The organism is Martinezella sp. CNPSo 3890 (assembly GCF_057784455.1).
The window spans coordinates 1-16,972 of sequence record NZ_JBXSOR010000026.1 but is presented as its reverse complement, the minus strand read 5'-3'; the positions used below and the strand labels follow the sequence as shown (position 1 = coordinate 16,972).

Annotated in this window: 13 protein-coding genes and 1 pseudogene; 10 read left to right on the top strand and 4 right to left on the bottom strand. The window is 51.5% G+C overall.

Translation table 11 applies throughout. From position 1 onward, the window contains the following. Positions 1-7: 7 nt before the first annotated feature. Positions 8-895 (top strand): glucose-1-phosphate thymidylyltransferase RfbA, encoded by an 888-nt coding sequence (gene rfbA, locus AC13RC_RS32125; RefSeq protein ID WP_113389718.1) that lies wholly within the window; start codon positions 8-10, stop codon positions 893-895. 54 nt (positions 896-949) lie between these two features. Further along, positions 950-1,498 (top strand): dTDP-4-dehydrorhamnose 3,5-epimerase, encoded by a 549-nt coding sequence (rfbC, locus tag AC13RC_RS32120; RefSeq protein WP_488559608.1) that lies wholly within the window; start codon positions 950-952, stop codon positions 1,496-1,498. A 14-nt stretch (positions 1,499-1,512) separates the two neighbouring features. Here the strand turns inward: rfbC and AC13RC_RS32115 are convergent, their stop codons facing one another. After that, the gene (locus AC13RC_RS32115; protein ID WP_488559607.1) at positions 1,513-1,881 is read right to left on the bottom strand and encodes a phosphomannose isomerase type II C-terminal cupin domain; all 369 of its coding nucleotides are present in this window, start codon (positions 1,879-1,881) and stop codon (positions 1,513-1,515) included. Between the two features lie 290 nt (positions 1,882-2,171). Here AC13RC_RS32115 and AC13RC_RS32110 point away from each other — a divergent pair, with 290 nt between their 5' ends. The 5 genes from AC13RC_RS32110 (at position 2,172) to AC13RC_RS32090 (ending at position 10,392) form a co-directional block, all read left to right on the top strand. Then, a complete protein-coding gene (locus AC13RC_RS32110) occupies positions 2,172-3,296 on the top strand; it encodes a glycosyltransferase family 4 protein (protein WP_488559606.1) in 1,125 nt (374 codons plus the stop codon). A 332-nt stretch (positions 3,297-3,628) separates the two neighbouring features. Continuing rightward, on the top strand, positions 3,629-4,603 hold the full coding sequence (gene gmd / locus AC13RC_RS32105) for a GDP-mannose 4,6-dehydratase (protein WP_285176982.1): 975 nt from the start codon (positions 3,629-3,631) through the stop codon (positions 4,601-4,603). A 28-nt stretch (positions 4,604-4,631) separates the two neighbouring features. Next, a complete protein-coding gene (locus AC13RC_RS32100) occupies positions 4,632-5,597 on the top strand; it encodes a GDP-mannose 4,6-dehydratase (protein ID WP_488559605.1) in 966 nt (321 codons plus the stop codon). Positions 5,598-6,321: 724 nt separating this feature from the next. Next, positions 6,322-9,231 (top strand): glycosyltransferase family 4 protein, encoded by a 2,910-nt coding sequence (locus tag AC13RC_RS32095; protein ID WP_488559604.1) that lies wholly within the window; start codon positions 6,322-6,324, stop codon positions 9,229-9,231. A 42-nt stretch (positions 9,232-9,273) separates the two neighbouring features. Next, positions 9,274-10,392, top strand: a complete 1,119-nt coding sequence (locus AC13RC_RS32090; RefSeq protein ID WP_113389725.1) for a glycosyltransferase family 4 protein — start codon at positions 9,274-9,276, stop codon at positions 10,390-10,392. Positions 10,393-10,420: 28 nt separating this feature from the next. Here the strand turns inward: AC13RC_RS32090 and AC13RC_RS32085 are convergent, their stop codons facing one another. The 3 genes from AC13RC_RS32085 to AC13RC_RS32075 form a co-directional block, all read right to left on the bottom strand. After that, entirely contained in the window at positions 10,421-10,918 is a 498-nt protein-coding gene (locus tag AC13RC_RS32085) for an LbetaH domain-containing protein (RefSeq protein WP_113389726.1), read from the bottom strand. A 111-nt stretch (positions 10,919-11,029) separates the two neighbouring features. Then, on the bottom strand, positions 11,030-12,376 hold the full coding sequence (locus tag AC13RC_RS32080) for an ABC transporter ATP-binding protein (protein ID WP_488559603.1): 1,347 nt from the start codon (positions 12,374-12,376) through the stop codon (positions 11,030-11,032). 12 nt (positions 12,377-12,388) lie between these two features. After that, positions 12,389-13,189: an ABC transporter permease gene (locus AC13RC_RS32075; RefSeq protein WP_162749422.1), complete on the bottom strand. Its 801-nt coding sequence runs from the start codon at positions 13,187-13,189 to the stop codon at positions 12,389-12,391. Positions 13,190-13,359: 170 nt separating this feature from the next. On the opposite strand from AC13RC_RS32075, the gene AC13RC_RS32070 reads away from it, so the two are divergent. The 3 genes and pseudogenes from AC13RC_RS32070 to AC13RC_RS32060 form a co-directional block, all read left to right on the top strand. Beyond that, entirely contained in the window at positions 13,360-14,403 is a 1,044-nt protein-coding gene (locus tag AC13RC_RS32070) for a class I SAM-dependent methyltransferase (RefSeq protein WP_488559602.1), read from the top strand. A gap of 12 nt (positions 14,404-14,415) precedes the next feature. Beyond that, positions 14,416-16,647, top strand: coding sequence for a glycosyltransferase (locus AC13RC_RS32065; RefSeq protein WP_488559601.1), 2,232 nt, complete (start codon positions 14,416-14,418; stop codon positions 16,645-16,647). A gap of 22 nt (positions 16,648-16,669) precedes the next feature. After that, a pseudogene (locus AC13RC_RS32060) lies at positions 16,670-16,795 on the top strand (transposase domain-containing protein); the annotation flags it as partial. Between the last annotated feature and the right edge of the window lie 177 nt (positions 16,796-16,972).

Sequence of the window (16,972 nt, the reverse complement as noted above, 5' to 3'; positions counted from 1 at the left end):
CTGGATCATGATGAAAGCACGCAAAGGGATCATACTCGCCGGCGGATCGGGCACGCGCCTATATCCATTGACGCTCGCAGTCAGCAAGCAGCTTCTGCCGATCTATGACAAGCCGATGATCTACTATCCGCTGACGACGCTGATGCTGGCGGGTATGCGTGAGATCCTGATCATCTCGACGCCGCAGGATACGCCTCGTTTCGAACAGCTGCTTGGCGATGGCAGCCAATGGGGCATCAAGCTGGATTATGCCGTCCAGCCCAGTCCGGACGGTCTGGCCCAGGCCTTGCTGATCGGCGAGACGTTTCTGGATGGCGCGCCCTCTGCCCTAGTTCTTGGAGACAATATTTTCTACGGGCATGATTTTACCCGATTGTTGCACGAGGCGAGCACCAAGGAAACGGGTGCGACTGTCTTTGCCTATCACGTGCAAGACCCGCACCGCTATGGCGTGGTCGAGTTTGACGCAAGCGGCCGCGCCATCAGCCTGGAGGAAAAGCCGAAGGCGCCGAAGAGCAATTATGCGGTCACCGGCCTTTATTTCTACGACGAAAGCGTCATCGAGGTCGCGAAATCCATCCGACCGTCGCTGCGCGGCGAGCTGGAAATCACTGACGTCAATGTTCACTATCTGCAGGCCGGCCAACTGGACGTTCAAAAGATGGGTCGCGGCTATGCTTGGCTCGACACAGGCACGCATGAATCCATGCTGGAAGCGAGCCATTACATTGCGACCATTGAAAATCGGCAGGGCCTGAAGGTTGCATGCCCCGAGGAGATTGCTTATCGCAGCGGCTGGATCAGTGCCTCCGAGGTCGAGGCATTGGCGCATCCGCTGAAGAAGAATGCTTATGGGCAATATCTTCTTGGGATCTTGCGTGAGCAGATATTCTAAGTCGCTGCGGAGTGCCCGCAGCCATCCCTAAAAACGCGTTGAGCAAGAACACCAATGAAAGCCATCGATACCGCTATTCCGGACGTCAAGATCATCGAGCCGACGGTATTTGCCGACGATCGCGGCTTTTTCTTCGAAAGCTTCAGCAAGGCGAAGTTCGAAGCGGCGATCGGCCGAAGCGCCGACTTCGTGCAAGACAATCACAGCCGATCGGGGAAGGGCGTTTTGCGCGGGCTGCACTATCAGCTGCCGCCGCATGCCCAGGCGAAGCTGGTGCGGGTCGTCGTTGGCGAAGTCTATGACGTTGCCGTCGACATCCGGAAATCCGCACCCACATTCGGGCAATGGGTTGGCGTTCTTCTGACTGCGGAAAACAAGCGCCAGCTCTGGATCCCCGAAGGCTTTGCTCATGGCTTCCTGACATTGAGCGACCATGTGGAGTTTCTCTACAAGACTACCAACTACTATGCGCCCGAGAGCGATCGCGGCATCCGGTGGGACGATCCGCAGATCGCCATCGACTGGCAGGTGACGGAGGCGCTCACGCTCTCCCCCAAGGATCAGCGGCAACCCTTGTTGGCGGATGCCGAGCTATTCGATTGATGTCGGCTTCGATATCAGACCCGATTGTAGTCGTCACTCAGCCTAATGATATCGTTCTCGTCGAGCAGCTCGCCGTATTGAATTTCGATAAAAACCAAAGGCTTATCTCCGGTGCACGAAACACGGTGTGTCGCCTTGAGCGGAATATCGACCGTATGCCCGAGCTGCAGAGCGTGTTCCGTTCCGTCAATCTCAGCGATACCGTGCCCCGAAACGGCGGTCCAACGCTCAGAACGGTGATTGTGATACTGCAGCGATAGTCGCTCTCCCGGATTCACAACAATGCGTTTGACGACGTGGCTATCACCGATATCGAGCACATGCCATGTGCCCCAAGGGCGTTGATCGTTGTCGTCAACCTTATAAAGACTTCCGGACTTCAATGAATTTTCCTCTTCAACCGCCGGTCGACAACCGCGCGACCGAAAATATGCGCGCGATTAATTCACTGGTGCCCGTCGAGCAAGGGGTTTCTGCCAATAGCCACAAAAGCACCTTATTGCATATTGCTATCCAACTTCCTTAAGCACAGGAATTAGTCGGCTGATCAAGCGGTCGACCTGTAGCCGAGATATGGCGGCCATCGGTCTGGAAATTTCGAGGCTTCTGATGTTTTCTCCGAGAAAACGATGCTCGACGTGACGTAGCGATCGCTTTTCGATACAGGAATGAAATGCGCGTTTTACATTTTTTCAAAACATATTGGCCCGACACATTTGGTGGGGTTGAACGGACCATTCACGCGATCGCCAAGGGTACCGCCAAATATGGCATAGAATCAGATGTTCTTTCACTTAGCAAAACACCGCTAGAAAACAGCGTCGAATTCGATGGTCATATGGCGTATAAGGCTAAGCTCGACTTCGAATTCGCATCCACCGGTTTCTCGCGCGAGGTGTTTGGACGATTCCGGGAACTGAGCCAGAAGGCGGATATCGTCCACTACCACTTTCCGTGGCCGGTGATGGATATCGTCCATCTGACCGTGCCCCCCGGTAAGCCGACTGTTGTGACCTATCATTCCGATATCGTGAAGCAGAAGGTCTTGTTGCAATTCTACAAGCCGTTGATGTTTCGATTTCTGAATGATGTCGACCGCATTGTTGCGACGTCGCCCAATTACCTCATGTCGAGTGATGTGCTGGAAAGGTTCAAATCCAAGACGGTGGTGATCCCGTTGGGCCTAGACGAGGCCGATTATCCGAAGGCAGATAACGCGAGTTTAGCACGTTGGCGCGGTAGGCTTCCCAATCGCTTTCTCTTATTCGTCGGTGTCCTGCGATATTACAAGGGAGTTCATATCCTACTGGAGGCTGCGAAACGCAATGGCCTTGATATCGTGATCGTCGGCAGTGGGCCGATGGAGGCGGAACTGAAGCAGGCTGCTGGGCAAAATCTGCACAATGTTCATTTTCTCGGATCCTTGTCGGACAACGACAAGATCGCTTTGCTCGAACTTTGTGCGACGTTTGTGTTTCCCTCGCCTCTTCGCTCCGAGGCCTTCGGACTTTCTCTGGTCGAAGCGGCAATGTTCGGCAAGCCGATGATTTCCTGTGAGATCGGCACGGGAACAAGCTATGTCAACTTGGACAGAGTGACTGGGTTCGTGGTGCCACCCAACGATGTGGATGCTCTGTCGAACGCTATGAACTCCATCTTGGATGACGAGCAAAAGACTGCCGCGCTGGGTGCTGCGGCGCGTGACCGCTATCTCGCGTGTTTTACGGCAGAGAAGATGTGTTCACAATATTATAGCCTCTACCGACAATTGAGAGGTGCCGTTGCGCACGACTTTTGAGGTACCAATTCGAGCCGTCACAATATTGACGCCTCAATATTCGAACCAACGCAAAGGCGTCATCGGTTCAAAATCTCAAGCTGGGCGTTACAACGCAAGGAACTGTGGCTTCTAAAAGTTTTGTGAGCGCAGTTGGAGATTATTTCGCCCATTTTTTCGTAAATGATTTCGCATCGCCTGCGGGCCATGTTGAGCGAAATTGCGCTTGATCGTTGTCATCGGGCTTTATACGGGCTAAATGGCGCTGGAACATTGATAGCCAAGTGTCGCGCTGCGGTAGAGGTCTGCGAACTTGGTGGATCCGCGCGATGCGGCAAAATTGGAGATGGAACTTGGCGAAGAAAGCATTGGTAACGGGCATTACGGGCCAGGATGGCGCCTATCTTGCGGAACTTCTGCTGAAGAATGGCTACGAAGTGCATGGGCTTGCACGTCGTTCCAGCACCGCGGATGTCAATCTCACTCGCCTGGAATGGTTAGGTATCGAGCGCGACGTCCGCATTGTCGATGGCGACCTCCTGGATCTTTCCGGTCTTATCCGCACAATAAAGGACGTGAAGCCGGACGAAGTCTATAACCTTGGGGCTCAATCCTTCGTGAAATCGTCTTGGCAGCAACCTCTGTTGACGGGTCAGGTGACGGCTCTCGGCGTGACGAATGTCCTCGAGGCGGTTCGCATCGAACGGCCTGAGGCTCGTTTCTATCAGGCGTCCTCCTCCGAAATGTACGGCCTCATTCAGGAACCGATGCAGTCGGAGTTAACCCCTTTCTATCCACGCTCACCCTATGCCGTTGCCAAGCTTTACGGTCACTGGATTACGGTCAACTACCGCGAGAGCTTCGGCTTGCACGCGTCGAGCGGCATTCTCTTTAACCATGAATCTCCGCTTCGCGGCATTGAATTCGTCACCCGCAAGGTGACGGACGCCGTCGCTCGCATCAAGCTTGGCTTGGCAAAGGAGCTGCGGCTCGGAAACATCGATGCCAAGCGCGATTGGGGCCATTCGAAAGACTATGTTCGCGCCATGTGGATGATGCTTCAGCAGGACGTTGCCGACGACTACGTGATCGCGACCGGCCGCACGACAACCGTCCGCGACATGTGCGCCATCGCTTTCAAGCATGCCGGTTTGAACATGGACGATCATCTTGTGATCGATCCTGAACTTTTCCGTCCGGCGGAAGTGGATGTACTGCTTGGCAACCCAGAGAAGGCCCGGAAAAAATTCGGATGGGAGCCTAAGATTGGTCTTGAGGAGATGATTGTTGAAATGGTCGAGGCCGATCTTAAGCGATTGAGCAAATAAGTTTTTCGGCTGAATGACGAGGCATCCTATGCCGAGAGAACATCGTATTCTCATTACTGGCGCGAGCGGCTTTGTCGGATCGTGGTTGCGGCGCGAATTGGAAAAGCGGCGGCTGGACCAGGGCACGAACCTCATCGTCTTGACCGCCGGTCAGGGAGATGTATCGGACTGGAAGACAGATATTGCGGATCGGGGCCAGGTTATGACCCTGATCCGTGGTTGCCGGCCGACGGCAATCATTCATCTAGCCGCAATTGCAGCCCCTGCGGATGCTCGCAAGATGCCGCAACGAGCTTGGGACGTGAATTTTCAGGGCACTATGAACCTCGCCTACGCCACGATGGAGCTTGCGCCGGAAGCGCGCTTCATCTTTGTGGGTAGTTCCGAAGCCTATGGCGCTTCGTTCATCGATGCTGCAAATGCTCCGGTAAAAGAGGGTGCGGCGCTCAAGCCGATGAATGTCTATGGTGCAACGAAAGCGGCGGCAGACGTGCTCGTCGGACAGCTTGCCCATGATGGGTTGAAATCCATACGCTTCCGTCCGTTCAACCATACCGGACCCGGCCAGACGGATGCTTATGTTGTTTCTGCTTTCGCCAAGCAACTCGCGGAAATATCGCTGGGCGTAAAACACCCTCGCATCGCCGTCGGAAATCTCTCAGCTTTCCGCGATTTTCTTGACGTGCGAGACGTTGTACGTGCCTATGCCGATGCTGCTCTGGTCGAGGACGTCTCCAAAAGTCTTGGCGGCGTTTTCAATCTGTCTTCGGGCCGGTCGGTGCAGATCCAGTCGATCCTCGACATGCTTATTCAACTTTCCGGATTGAAGGTGGACGTCGAGATCGACCCGCAGCGCTTGCGTGGACCTGAAATCGCGGTGGCCTTGGGCGATAACAAGGCGGCGTTAACGGCCTTTGGCTGGAAGCCGGAAATAGAATTAAGCCGCACACTCGGCGATGTGCTTGACGATTGGAAGATCCGGCTGGCGCGTTGACAATATGATGCCCAGTGATCGACCATATGTTCATAATATCTGAGGAAATCATTTGCTCACTAGTGTTTTGGAAATATGGGCATTTTATGCTTGCCGTCAGCGGCGAGTTGCGCGCACGGTTTCCGCGTTCGCGTCTGGTGCCCTATGGTTTATCCTCCATCCGCTAGCGCAGGCATTGATATTCTTGATCATTCGGGCTGACTTTGTGCAGGCAAAGATGCCGAATGTTAATCATCCGTGCGCCTATCCGATCTATCTTTCGTGACGCATGGCCGAATGGGGTCTGTCCAGCGAAATCTTGACGCGGAAGCATGACCGTATGCATTGAACAGGTGCAAGCATTCAAGAGGATCCCAATTGCACCGAACCTATAATAGTCTTTCCTCGCGCCTTACCCGACCGTTTCGCATGGGTTCTTCATTGCTGTTTAATGTGAAGAGGTTCCCGCGGCTTGTCGTCACGACTCTGCTTGAGAAGCTCATTCGTTGGCTTTCTCGGAGACCACGAGTGAAGGATAAGTGCCTTCGGCTAGCCTATCGCTTTCCAAGGATAAGGGGTCGGCTTATGGCATTCGCGGCAGCCCGCGGGTATGGAGTTCAACCGTTTGATTGGTTGGACGACAGTCAAGAAGGACAGTGGTATATCGATGCGCCCAAGGGCACGGTCGCTCAATGGGAAATATTGCTTCGAGATACGTCAAAATTGCAATGAAAGACGATCTTCAATGCGCTTATGGATTGATGGGCAATGCTTCCAGACCGCAAGCAAGTGGCGTGGAATCGGGCGTTATGTGCAAGAACTTATTCTTGGTATTGTCGACAATCATCCCGACGTCGAACTTCTTATTTCCCTCAACGCTAGCATGCCGCTGGAAGCACTTGCAGCTCGCGACCACCTCCAGAAATGGATAGAACCTGCCAATATTTCCATGTGGCATGGTGTTGCTGAAGGCGGAGAAGCGATAGAAGGCTATACGGAGAAGAGACGGCTCAGCGAGATCGCTCTGGCTTATCATGTCGCGTCGCTGAATCCAGACATCGCGCTATCTGCGAGCCCGTTCGAAGGTAGCTTTGACAAGGCCGTTCCGCTCCTTCCCAATAGTATCTCGAAAATTCCCTTCGCATCGATCTTTTACGATGCGATACCTTATCGCTACCCCGAGCAATATCTCTCATCCTCGGCGTTGCGTGCCTATTACGACCGTCGTCTCGCCTCCTACTCAGAATTCAATCTAAATCTTTGTATTTCTGAATACTCCCAACGCGAGTGTTTCGAGATCTCAAGAAATCCTCGTGTATTCAACATGCTTGCGGGCGTATCGAGAGATTTCAGGGATGCGATGGAGCGTGCCGAAACGAACGAGCCAAAGCTGACCGAGAAACCCTTCATCCTCTACGTCGGAGGGCTCGATTGGCGCAAGAATGTGAGGTCCGCCATTGAGGCATTCGCACAATTGCCGGCAGATTTGCGAGAGCAATACAGTTTTGTGCTGGCCGGCGATCACCCGCGGTCGCTGTTACGAGACGAACAAGACAGGTGGAAGAAGCTGGGGCTTCCCGAGCAGAATCTCGTGGCTATTGGTCATGTGACGGACCACCAGCTCGTGGCGCTCTACAGGGGGACGGATCTCGCCATTCAGCCTTCGCTACTGGAGGGGTTCGGCTTGACCGCTCTGGAAGCCATGACGTGCGGCGCGCCTGTCATCGCGTCGAACACGGGCGCTCTGCCTGAAGTCATTGGAGACAGGGAACTTCTTTTCAATCCAGCGGATGTCAAGGACATAGCGCGAGTAATGCAGAAGGCGCTTGGCAACCGTGAAGCGATGAGGGCGATGGCTGACAAACAGCGCAATCGTGCCGCCGCATTCAGCTGGGCGAAATCCGCTGCTATTGCCGTTGCTGCGCTGAAGGATGCCGTGGCCCATTCGGCGAAGAGCGGCAGGGTTGAATCGCTCTCGACGGCTAGATATGCGGCTTTGCAGCGACTTGGAAATACGGATCTTCCGACGAATTTTATCGCGCAGACATTTGCACGATCGGAGTTAGTCAAATCTGATAGGCCGCGACTGATCGTTGATGCGACATCAACATATCGCGTGGATCACAAGACCGGTATTCAGCGTGTTGTCAAAAATATTTGTTCCAATCTCGAGCCAACGCAGGGTGATGGTGTCGAACGGATAGTCGCATATAGCGATTCTCTCGACGGTTGGTTTGCGATCCCGAAGACGCTGGAAAAAACCAACATCGCAACTGACTTCACAGAAGATACTCGGCTGGAATTTTCCCCGAATGACCGCATCTTGATGCTCGATAGCTCTTGGGAGTTTTATAGGCATCACTACACAACGTTACGCTCCGCTCGCTTGAGGGGCGCTATTGTCATTTCATGCCTCTATGACACGATTCCGCTCAGATTCCCAGGTTTCTGCGACCCTGGCATGCCCCCCACATTCTCGAACTGGTTTCAAGCCGCTCTGTCCTATTCGAATGCGTTTATCTGCATTTCAAAAGCCGTTGCCGATGAACTGATCAGGATACTTGAAGCGATCCAGTTTCCACGGGAGATGAAGATAGGCTATTGGCACCTCGGGGCCGATTTTGCCAAGGCGACCATTGCTGCTGATGTTACACCGGTCCGCCGCAAAGAGCGCTCTGAGTTCCTGATGGTTGGCACACTGGAGCCGCGTAAAGGGCACGGTATTGCCTTGGAGGCTTTCGATAGATTGTGGGACGAAGGCATGGACGTTGGGCTGACGATTGTCGGAAAGCCTGGCTGGGCGGGCGAGCATTTCGTTCGGCGAATTGAAAAGCATCGTGAGTATGGGAAGCGTCTGATCTGGATGAACGGCATTTCGGATGAAAAATTACAGAATGCCTACAGCGACAGCGATGCCTTGATTGCTGCCTCATATGCTGAGGGTTTCGGCCTTCCCATTGTTGAGGCCGCGCACTTTGGAAAAGCTGTGATTGCAAGCGATATTCCGGTTTTCCGCGAAGTCACCGGCCAGAATTGCCATTTCTTTACCGTCGGTTCCTCCGAATCCCTCGCAAGGACGATCCGTTCGTTCATTGGTACAGGAACGAACACCATCGAACCCCCCCCCGCGTTGGTGCGAAGTGCCAATGGGGGGATAACTTGGAAGGAAAGTGCCGACCAATTGCAGGGGGTCGTGCTTACTGACGATTGGTATCGCGTATATAGGCCGCAGTCGAATGCGACTTTCGTACCAATAAGCAATATTGGCATCACGAAAATAGGAGAGGCGCTGGCTTCCGAAGAAACTCGGCATAAAATCGAGTTGGTGGAAGGGCCGATTGCAACTGACAACGACACACTGAAGTACATAGTTCGAGTTGTAAACTTATCCCATAAGTTGTGGGGAAGCGTGGGTGCTCCGGATGGTTCGTTGGCGGTGACGGCAAGCTATCGCATTCTATCGAACAATGGAGAGGCTATCTCTCTGGAGAACCGTAGGTCTCGCATTCCATTCGTGTTGCCGCCTGGCGATAGCCTATATATGTCAATCGAGGTCCCTTCGACATTCAAGAGGAAGGGCGGTGCTTTCGCCGATATAGGCTTGCTTCAAGAATCAGTCGGTTGGTGGAGTAATCCGCTACGAGTCCCGTTGTGATGGGACGACCGCGAGACGCAGTGGTACATGGATAGCTCGTGAATGAAAATCGGTATCGATGCACGTAATTTGGTAACGAGCATGACCGGCATCGGACGGTACGTGCTGGAAATGAGCCGGCATCTCGCGTTTCGCGGCCATGAACTTCATTTCTATTTGCCCGAAGCTCCATATGGTGATCTGAAAGAACTGCCTGCGGCAAAATTGCATGTTGCGCGCTTTCCTGGCGGAATAAGGCGGATGATCTGGGCGCAGACGAAACTACCATGCCGTGCGGCGCAGGATAAGATCGATGTGTTTTGGGGTCCCGCTCACCGTCTACCGTTTTTTCTCGATAGTCACATTGCGCGTGTCATCACAATTCATGATCTCGTCTGGCGGAATATGGCTGCAACTATGCGGTGGCAGACTTGGATGGCCGATCGCTGGCTAATGAAACCGGGGGTCGCCGTTGCCGACGAGATTGTTGCTGATTCCGCTGCAACGGCTGATGCGCTAAAGGCTCAGTTTCCGAGATGCGGCGGCAAGCTTAACGTTATCTATCCTGGGTTGACGAGCATCGGCGGAGTAGCGAGCCCAAGGAATCTTTCACAATTTGGGATCGATCGACCCTACATTCTCTTCGTCGGAACGCTTGAGCCCCGCAAAAATCTGCTCAGATTGCTGCAAGCCTATGCAGCGTTGCCCGAAACCACGCGGCAACAATTTCTTCTGGTGCTTGCCGGTGGCCAAGGCTGGAGGCTGGGTGATCTGAAAGGGCATGTTGCGGAATTGCAAATTGAATCATCTATTCGGCTGACCGGCTACGTGTCCGATACCGATCTTGCTCAACTGTACGGTCACGCTCGCTTTCTCGCGATGCCGTCCCTTTATGAAGGGTTCGGATTTCCGATCATAGAAGCGAATGCGATGGGAATCCCGGTGCTGACGTCCAATACCTCCTCCATGCCCGAAGTTGCTGCAAAAGCCGGTATTCTTGTTGATCCGAACGATGTGCAATCCATTCGTAATGGCTTGGAAAGCCTTGCTACCGATGACGTGTTGCATGCGCGTCTTTCTGATAATGCAAGGTCGAATGCTGCGCGATTCGCTTGGACCGAAAGCGCGCGCCAGCTGGAGCGTGTTTTCGAGAAGGCGATAGTTAAGCGCCGCAGCATGTAGCCCGAATTACTTAGCAGATTGATAACATTCAGCGAATACGCTTTGCAGGGCATCCTGCGTAAACGCTGTCGGATTCAATTGTATCATGAGTAACAATCGCACCCGCAGCGATAACTGCTCTATCACCTATTCGGCAGGGACCGAGTATCACGGCGTTACTGGCAATCCAGACGCTATCGCCGATAAAAATGTCACGCCCACTCTCAGGAAATGCTTGGCGCTCGGCCTTCTCCTTTTCGAGAAAGTGAGTGCCGGTGAGAAGGGAAACGTTATGACCAAAAAATGAGAAATCACCAATAACAATTTTGCCGGACGAAACATTCAACAATGTGTTGACCAGGTTCACTTGCTTTCCCAGCTCAACCTTACTCCAGTCTCCCCCCCAAATTGTAGGGGTAGTCAGAAGGTTTTGAGCGATTTTTGTCGTAAAATCCCGGCTTTCAAGGTAATTCGTCAGCTCCTGCAATTTCTGATCAACTTGATCCTTTACAATCCTCCTAATCAAATTTTCAAAATATCTAATCATATATTTCTCGACTTGCAGAAGGAGGGTGAATCAAGAGTTAGATTACGCAGGCGCGAGGATCACAAGGCGTGATGAGCGCTGAAAGCTTTCGATCTATGGCGGAATTCCTCATTATATCACATGGATAACTTCATATGGTGTATGAACAACGCCCCATAGATCTTTTATGTCTCCAGAATTAGGAAAACGAACTGAAAAGCGGGCTCCACCGACGCAGTAGTCAACCACTTGCTTAGGTACAGAAAGACTATCGGATTGTGGATGTTTATCCAGCGGTCCGATGCCTGCTATAATACCATACTCCCCCGGGCAGAGCACGTTATTGAAACGGAATTCAATGCAAGCGTTATGGCCAATACTCATGTTGTTAAGGTAGATGTTCTTGACGGCAGAGCTAAAGTGCAAAATTTGCCGGCCCATTTTATCAGTAATGCCAACTGCTAGAGCACAATCGTCCGGCATCTTTGCAAACTGTCGGAGGTATACTTTTATTCTGAGAAGCTCATCAATCTCAACGCTATCAACATCGCTACAAATCGAAATGTCCGTGATACGCACTTCGCCGCTGCCGGTACGCAGAGCTTCAACGCGCTCAGCAAAAGCCTTGGCTCTTGAGTGATCAACCTCGTTGTTGCTTAATGTAGCAGAAGGCTCCGACCCAGTGTCTGGGTTTCCGTCAACTACTTTTTCGGTTTGCTGCGAGTGAGAAATTTTCTCGAACATAGCGGCATTGTATCTTTCGCCGACTTCGCTTGACGAGGCAAAAAGCTTCGGGCGCCCTTTTTCCATCCAAAGCCCTTTATTGCAGAGTGCTCGCACGCTGTCAGCTGTATGCGTGACGTAAATAAATGTCACACCGTCATCAAGTAGGCTTTTGATTTTATGCAAGCACTTATTCTGGAAATAGGCATCGCCGACACTCAGAGCCTCGTCCACAATAAGAATGTCTGGGCGCACGTAAACCGCGCATGCAAAGCCAAGCCGAACCCCCATACCACTGCTGTACGTCTTAACGGGATAATTGATAAATTCTCCGAGTTCACTAAACGCTATGATTTTCGGTATGGCTTCTTGGATTTCATCACTGGAAAGGCCGTGGATGACCCCGAATGCTTCGATGTTGTCGCGTCCCGACAGATCGCCATTAAATCCTGCACCCAATTCCAGCAAGGCTGAGACACGCCCCCTCACGGATACGCTACCGGACGTGGGCGTGAGAACTCCACTGATGACTTTCAATAGGGTACTTTTGCCACTTCCGTTCTCCCCTACAATGCCAAGGCGATCTCCTTTCTGTAGTTCAAGGGAGACATCACTCAGGGCATTGACACGATGGCCCAGTTTACGCCGATTTCCGGAGAGAAGCTCCGCAAGCCTATGCCAAGGTTTTTCGTAGGTCGTATATGCCTTGCTAACGCCATTGAGGCTGATCGTTGGCGCGATTATATTGGCGTCCATATCCTAATCTCCTCAAAGCACATCCGCGAAGCCGGGACGCAACTTCCTAAAAACGTAGGTGCCAAAGGCCAAAAAGATAAGCCCATATATTGCGGCTATGAGGAGATCTCTCCATATTTCCGAAGCGGCGCCAAGTACGGATAATCGTGCCGCCTCCGTGATATAATAAAACGGATTTATATTTAAGATAATCCACTGGATAGATGGCGATGCAGCGCTCACCATTGAGGGAGGATAGAGAATTGGCGTCAACCAAAAAATAATATTGATAACGATAGGCACTATTTGATTCATGTCGGGAATGAACACCGAAATGCTCGCGACAATAAGTGCGACTCCAAGAGTAATTGTGAAGCTGGTCAGCCAAACCAAAAAAATTATAGGAGTAGATGGCGATGGAGGGAGCGCGTACGTCCACATATACACTGCGCACAGGAAGGCAATCACAAGCTGCGTAACGAGCGCCGATGCAAATGGAATTAGAGGAATTATCCAGATAGGAAACCCCACCCTAGTCTTTAGAATGTACGAATATTCGCGGATAATGTTCGCTGATCTAGGCACAACTTCTGCAAACATAATCCATTGTGAGAGTGCGACGAAGTAGAAGACGGTGAACGGTACATTCCCATATCGCTCCCCCATTTGCCCTCGCATCAGCAAGGAGAATACGACAATATTTATAAGTGCGTAAACAAGAGGAACGCCAATTGCCCATACAAAGCCTGCGTAAGATGCAGCATAGCGATTTCGCAAATCACGCTTTGCCAAAAGCCATGCCAATCTTACGTCGCCGTACACTTTATCAAACAACTGCTTCTCCAGTCCATTTCGAACATTTTCCGTTGTCCAAATCATCGGCCATTTAAGCCATGATCGGACATGGCGCAATCCATTCGCACATGCGAATGATTGGAACTTGCCATTTTTCAGTCGATTAATTAAAGCGTACCACCTCAATTCAATGCCCAAGGGGAGTTCGAATGAGCTTCAAAGACAAAATTAAATCGTCAGCAAAACCTATCGTTCGCCCTATGTGGTTGGCCATTTGGCACAGAATTGCGTTTCGCGTTAACTCAATGATCGCCGGAGCTGTCGATCCGCTAGCTCGGCGAATTTCATTGTTGGAAATGGGTACGCCTGCGCAACAGGACAGCGGTATTTTAAGTTCACTGTCTGCGCTAGCTAGAGCTTTTTCGGTACAGGTCAAACAAACTGAATTATTGGAGAAGAAATTTGCCGATACGCTTGAAGGTTTAACAGCGGATTTGAGGCGTTTGGAAGAGCGCCTTGATCAGTCAATCGCAGGTGATCAGCAGTGGCTTCGAGAGCGCCTCGAGGGACATATCATGCGGGATCAACGTAAGCTGGAAGAGCGGGTCGAGTTTTTGCGACGTGAGATTCTTTTCGAAATGAAATATGGTGAGCGAACAGCTTCAAATGCGAGTTCGGAGTTTGATCGAAATGCCCTCGGGGATTCTGCTGAGCCACTTCAAGCGAGAATTATCGCGCCTGACAAATTAACCGCATTTGGCAAAGGGCATTATCAGTTGAATCTTGGCTGTGGCCTGCATCCATTGGAAGAATACATTAACGTTGATATGAGAGAACTCCCTGGCGTCGATGTTGTCGCGTCAGTGGACGGGCTTCCTTTTGAGAAAGGTGATGTGGAAAAGATCTTTAGCGCGCACCTTGTCGAGCACTTTCCTCAGGAAATGCTTAAGCGCCGATTGCTACCATATTGGAAATCTCTCTTGAGGCCAGGCGGTGTTTTTCATGCAATTATGCCAGATTGCGAGGCAATGATTAAGCATGCGGCCACTGGCGAGTACAGCTTCGCCGAATTTCGGGAGGTTCTGTTCGGAGCGCAAGACTATGCTGGTGATTTTCATTACAATGCATTAACTCCAGATAGTTTTGCCGAGCTTCTGAAGGCGGAAGGATTTTTGAATATAGATATTAAGGCGCGTGGTCGCCGCAATGGCCTATGTTACGAATTTGAAATTTCTGCATCCTCTCCTAGCTAAGCAGGATTAGTTATGTTGTCGCCCGACGCGGACGTGAAATCATTCAGCATTGTGATCAATACAGACGGCCGAGCAAAGACGATCGGTGCAACCTTATCTAGCCTGTTGCATATCGACTATCCGCGATTTGAAGTTTGTGTAGTTATTGGACCTACAGCGGACGGCACTGAGGAAATCGTCAAGAGTTATGGTGCTGCGTTCAAAATCGCTCATTGTTCAGAAAGGAATTTGTCAAAGTCACGAAATATCGGCATTGCGATGGCCGCGGGCGACATCGTTGCGTTTATTGACGACGATGCAATCCCGGAACCTGAATGGCTAAGAGATCTGGCCGTTGAATATCGCCAAAGCTCTGTCGGCGCAGTGGGCGGATTTGTTTACGATAATACCGGCGTAAATTTTCAAAGCCAGTATGTTTCGGTTAATCGACTTGGTCGTCCTTTTGACTGGCATCGCGCTACCCCCGAATTCAATTTTCCGATGTCAGCGGTAATACCTCATTTACTTGGTACAAACTCGTCATTTCTTCGCGCCGGATTACTTGAGATCGGAGGATTCGACGAAGAGTACGAGTATTTTCTCGATGAAACTGATGTATTGTGCCGACTTTTGGATCGTGGTTATGAGATAATTCAGTCTGATCGCGCCTTTGTGCATCATAAATTTGCAGAAAGCGGTATTCGTGATAGTAAGAAAATCGTTAGACGCTGGTATCCCCTGATAAAAAATCGCGTTTACTTTGCACTCAAAAACGCGTCTTTCCACTATAGTATTGATGATTGTATACGTGCCGGCTTGGATGATGTAAGGGCGTGGACCGAGGCAGTAGATGCGGGATATCGATCCGGTCTTTACAGCGAAAAAGAACGCCGAAAGTTTGATGAGGAAATATCTGACGCATTGCGGGACGGGACTCAACGCGGCTTGGCGCCGTCCAGGCGCTTGCTTTCAGAAAGCGTGATACAAACGCACGCAGAGGTTTTCCGAAATGTATCTGTTTTACAGCCACTCCAGGGGCGGAAAACTATATGCTTCATAAGTCAGGACTATCCCCCCAACCAAAATGGCGGAATCGCCCGCTACATATCGCAACTTGCTACTGCGCTTGGTCGAATGGGGCATAATGTTCACGTTATCACAAAGGGATCGGGCCACGATCGGCTGGACTACGAGGATAATGTGTGGGTTCATCGTGTTATTCCAAAGCACATAGACCTGCCGCACGAAAATCCAATTGCCCCGGAAATAATCCCACAGCACATTTGGAATTGGTCCAATACCGCACTGTCCATCATACGACATATTTCTGATCGCCGTCGGGTGGATCTTGTGTATGCTCCAATATGGGATTGCGAAGGAATTGCAGTCCTTTTGGATAAAGAGTTCCATCTGGTCACGTCACTGCAGACGACAATGAACCATTGGCTCGATAGTTATCCCGAAAAAAGAGCCGATGAAGAATGGATGCGAGTTTTCGGGAAGCCGATCCTTTCTATGGAGCGGTTGCTAGTAAAATCTTCGTGGCGCGTTCACTCTATAAGTCGGGCAATCGCTAAAGACGTTGAGGCACTCTGCCATGTTGATTTCGGAGCGCGGGTGTTGGTGGCTCCGATAGGATTATCCGACTGGGGAAAGATGCCTGCTGAGTTCCTGCCATCGACGACCATAAAGCTATTATTTGTAGGGCGATTGGAAAGCCGCAAAGGGATTGATATTCTATTGGAGGTCGCGCCAAGGCTTTTAGCCGAGTTTCCGGAAGTCATATTGGATATCGTCGGCGACGACACGATTTCGATAGGCGGGCGTGCAACATATCGTTCGGAATTCGAAGGCCGAAAGGTACCACGGCATGTGCGTGAGCGGATCCATTTTCATGGTCGGTGCGATGAGGATGCGTTACAGGAGTTTTACAAAGCGTGCGATATTTTCGTGGCGCCGTCGCGGTATGAGTCGTTTGGGTTGATTTCATTGGAGGCGATGATGTGCGCTAAGCCTGTGGTTGCGTGTAGAACGGGAGGAATGCCAGAGGTTGTTATTCACGGTGAAACAGGTCTTTTGGCCGAACCCGCCGACACAGAGTCGCTCTACGAGATGTTGAAATCGCTGATTTCCGATGCAACATTAAGGGCGCAAATGGGAAAAGCCGGCCGAGCTCGCTATGAACTGTTATTTACCGCAGAGGCTATGGCTCATTCCTTTTTGCCATTACTTAGTACCGTGAGCGAGCCGCAGCCTGTGGTCTAGGTCGGGAACCCATCGTCCAGAGATTCTGCCCGTCATCGAAACAGTCAAACTGTACGGCCATAATCCCAAGGTCCATCTGACAGATGTCCTGACCCGGATCCAGGATCACGCCAAAGACCGAATTGAAGACCTGCTGCCCTGGAACTAGGTGCCGGCAAACGCTCGATGCGAGGCCGCCTGATGGCACGCTCAAGGTTCATCTACACGCTAAGGCAAGTCGCCAGCATGATCGGCGAAAACCTTGAACTGATCGAGGAAGTGACGGCCAACTCGGACAACATCTCCGAAGGCGAACTGGTTTACGTTAGCGATGGCACTGAAGATG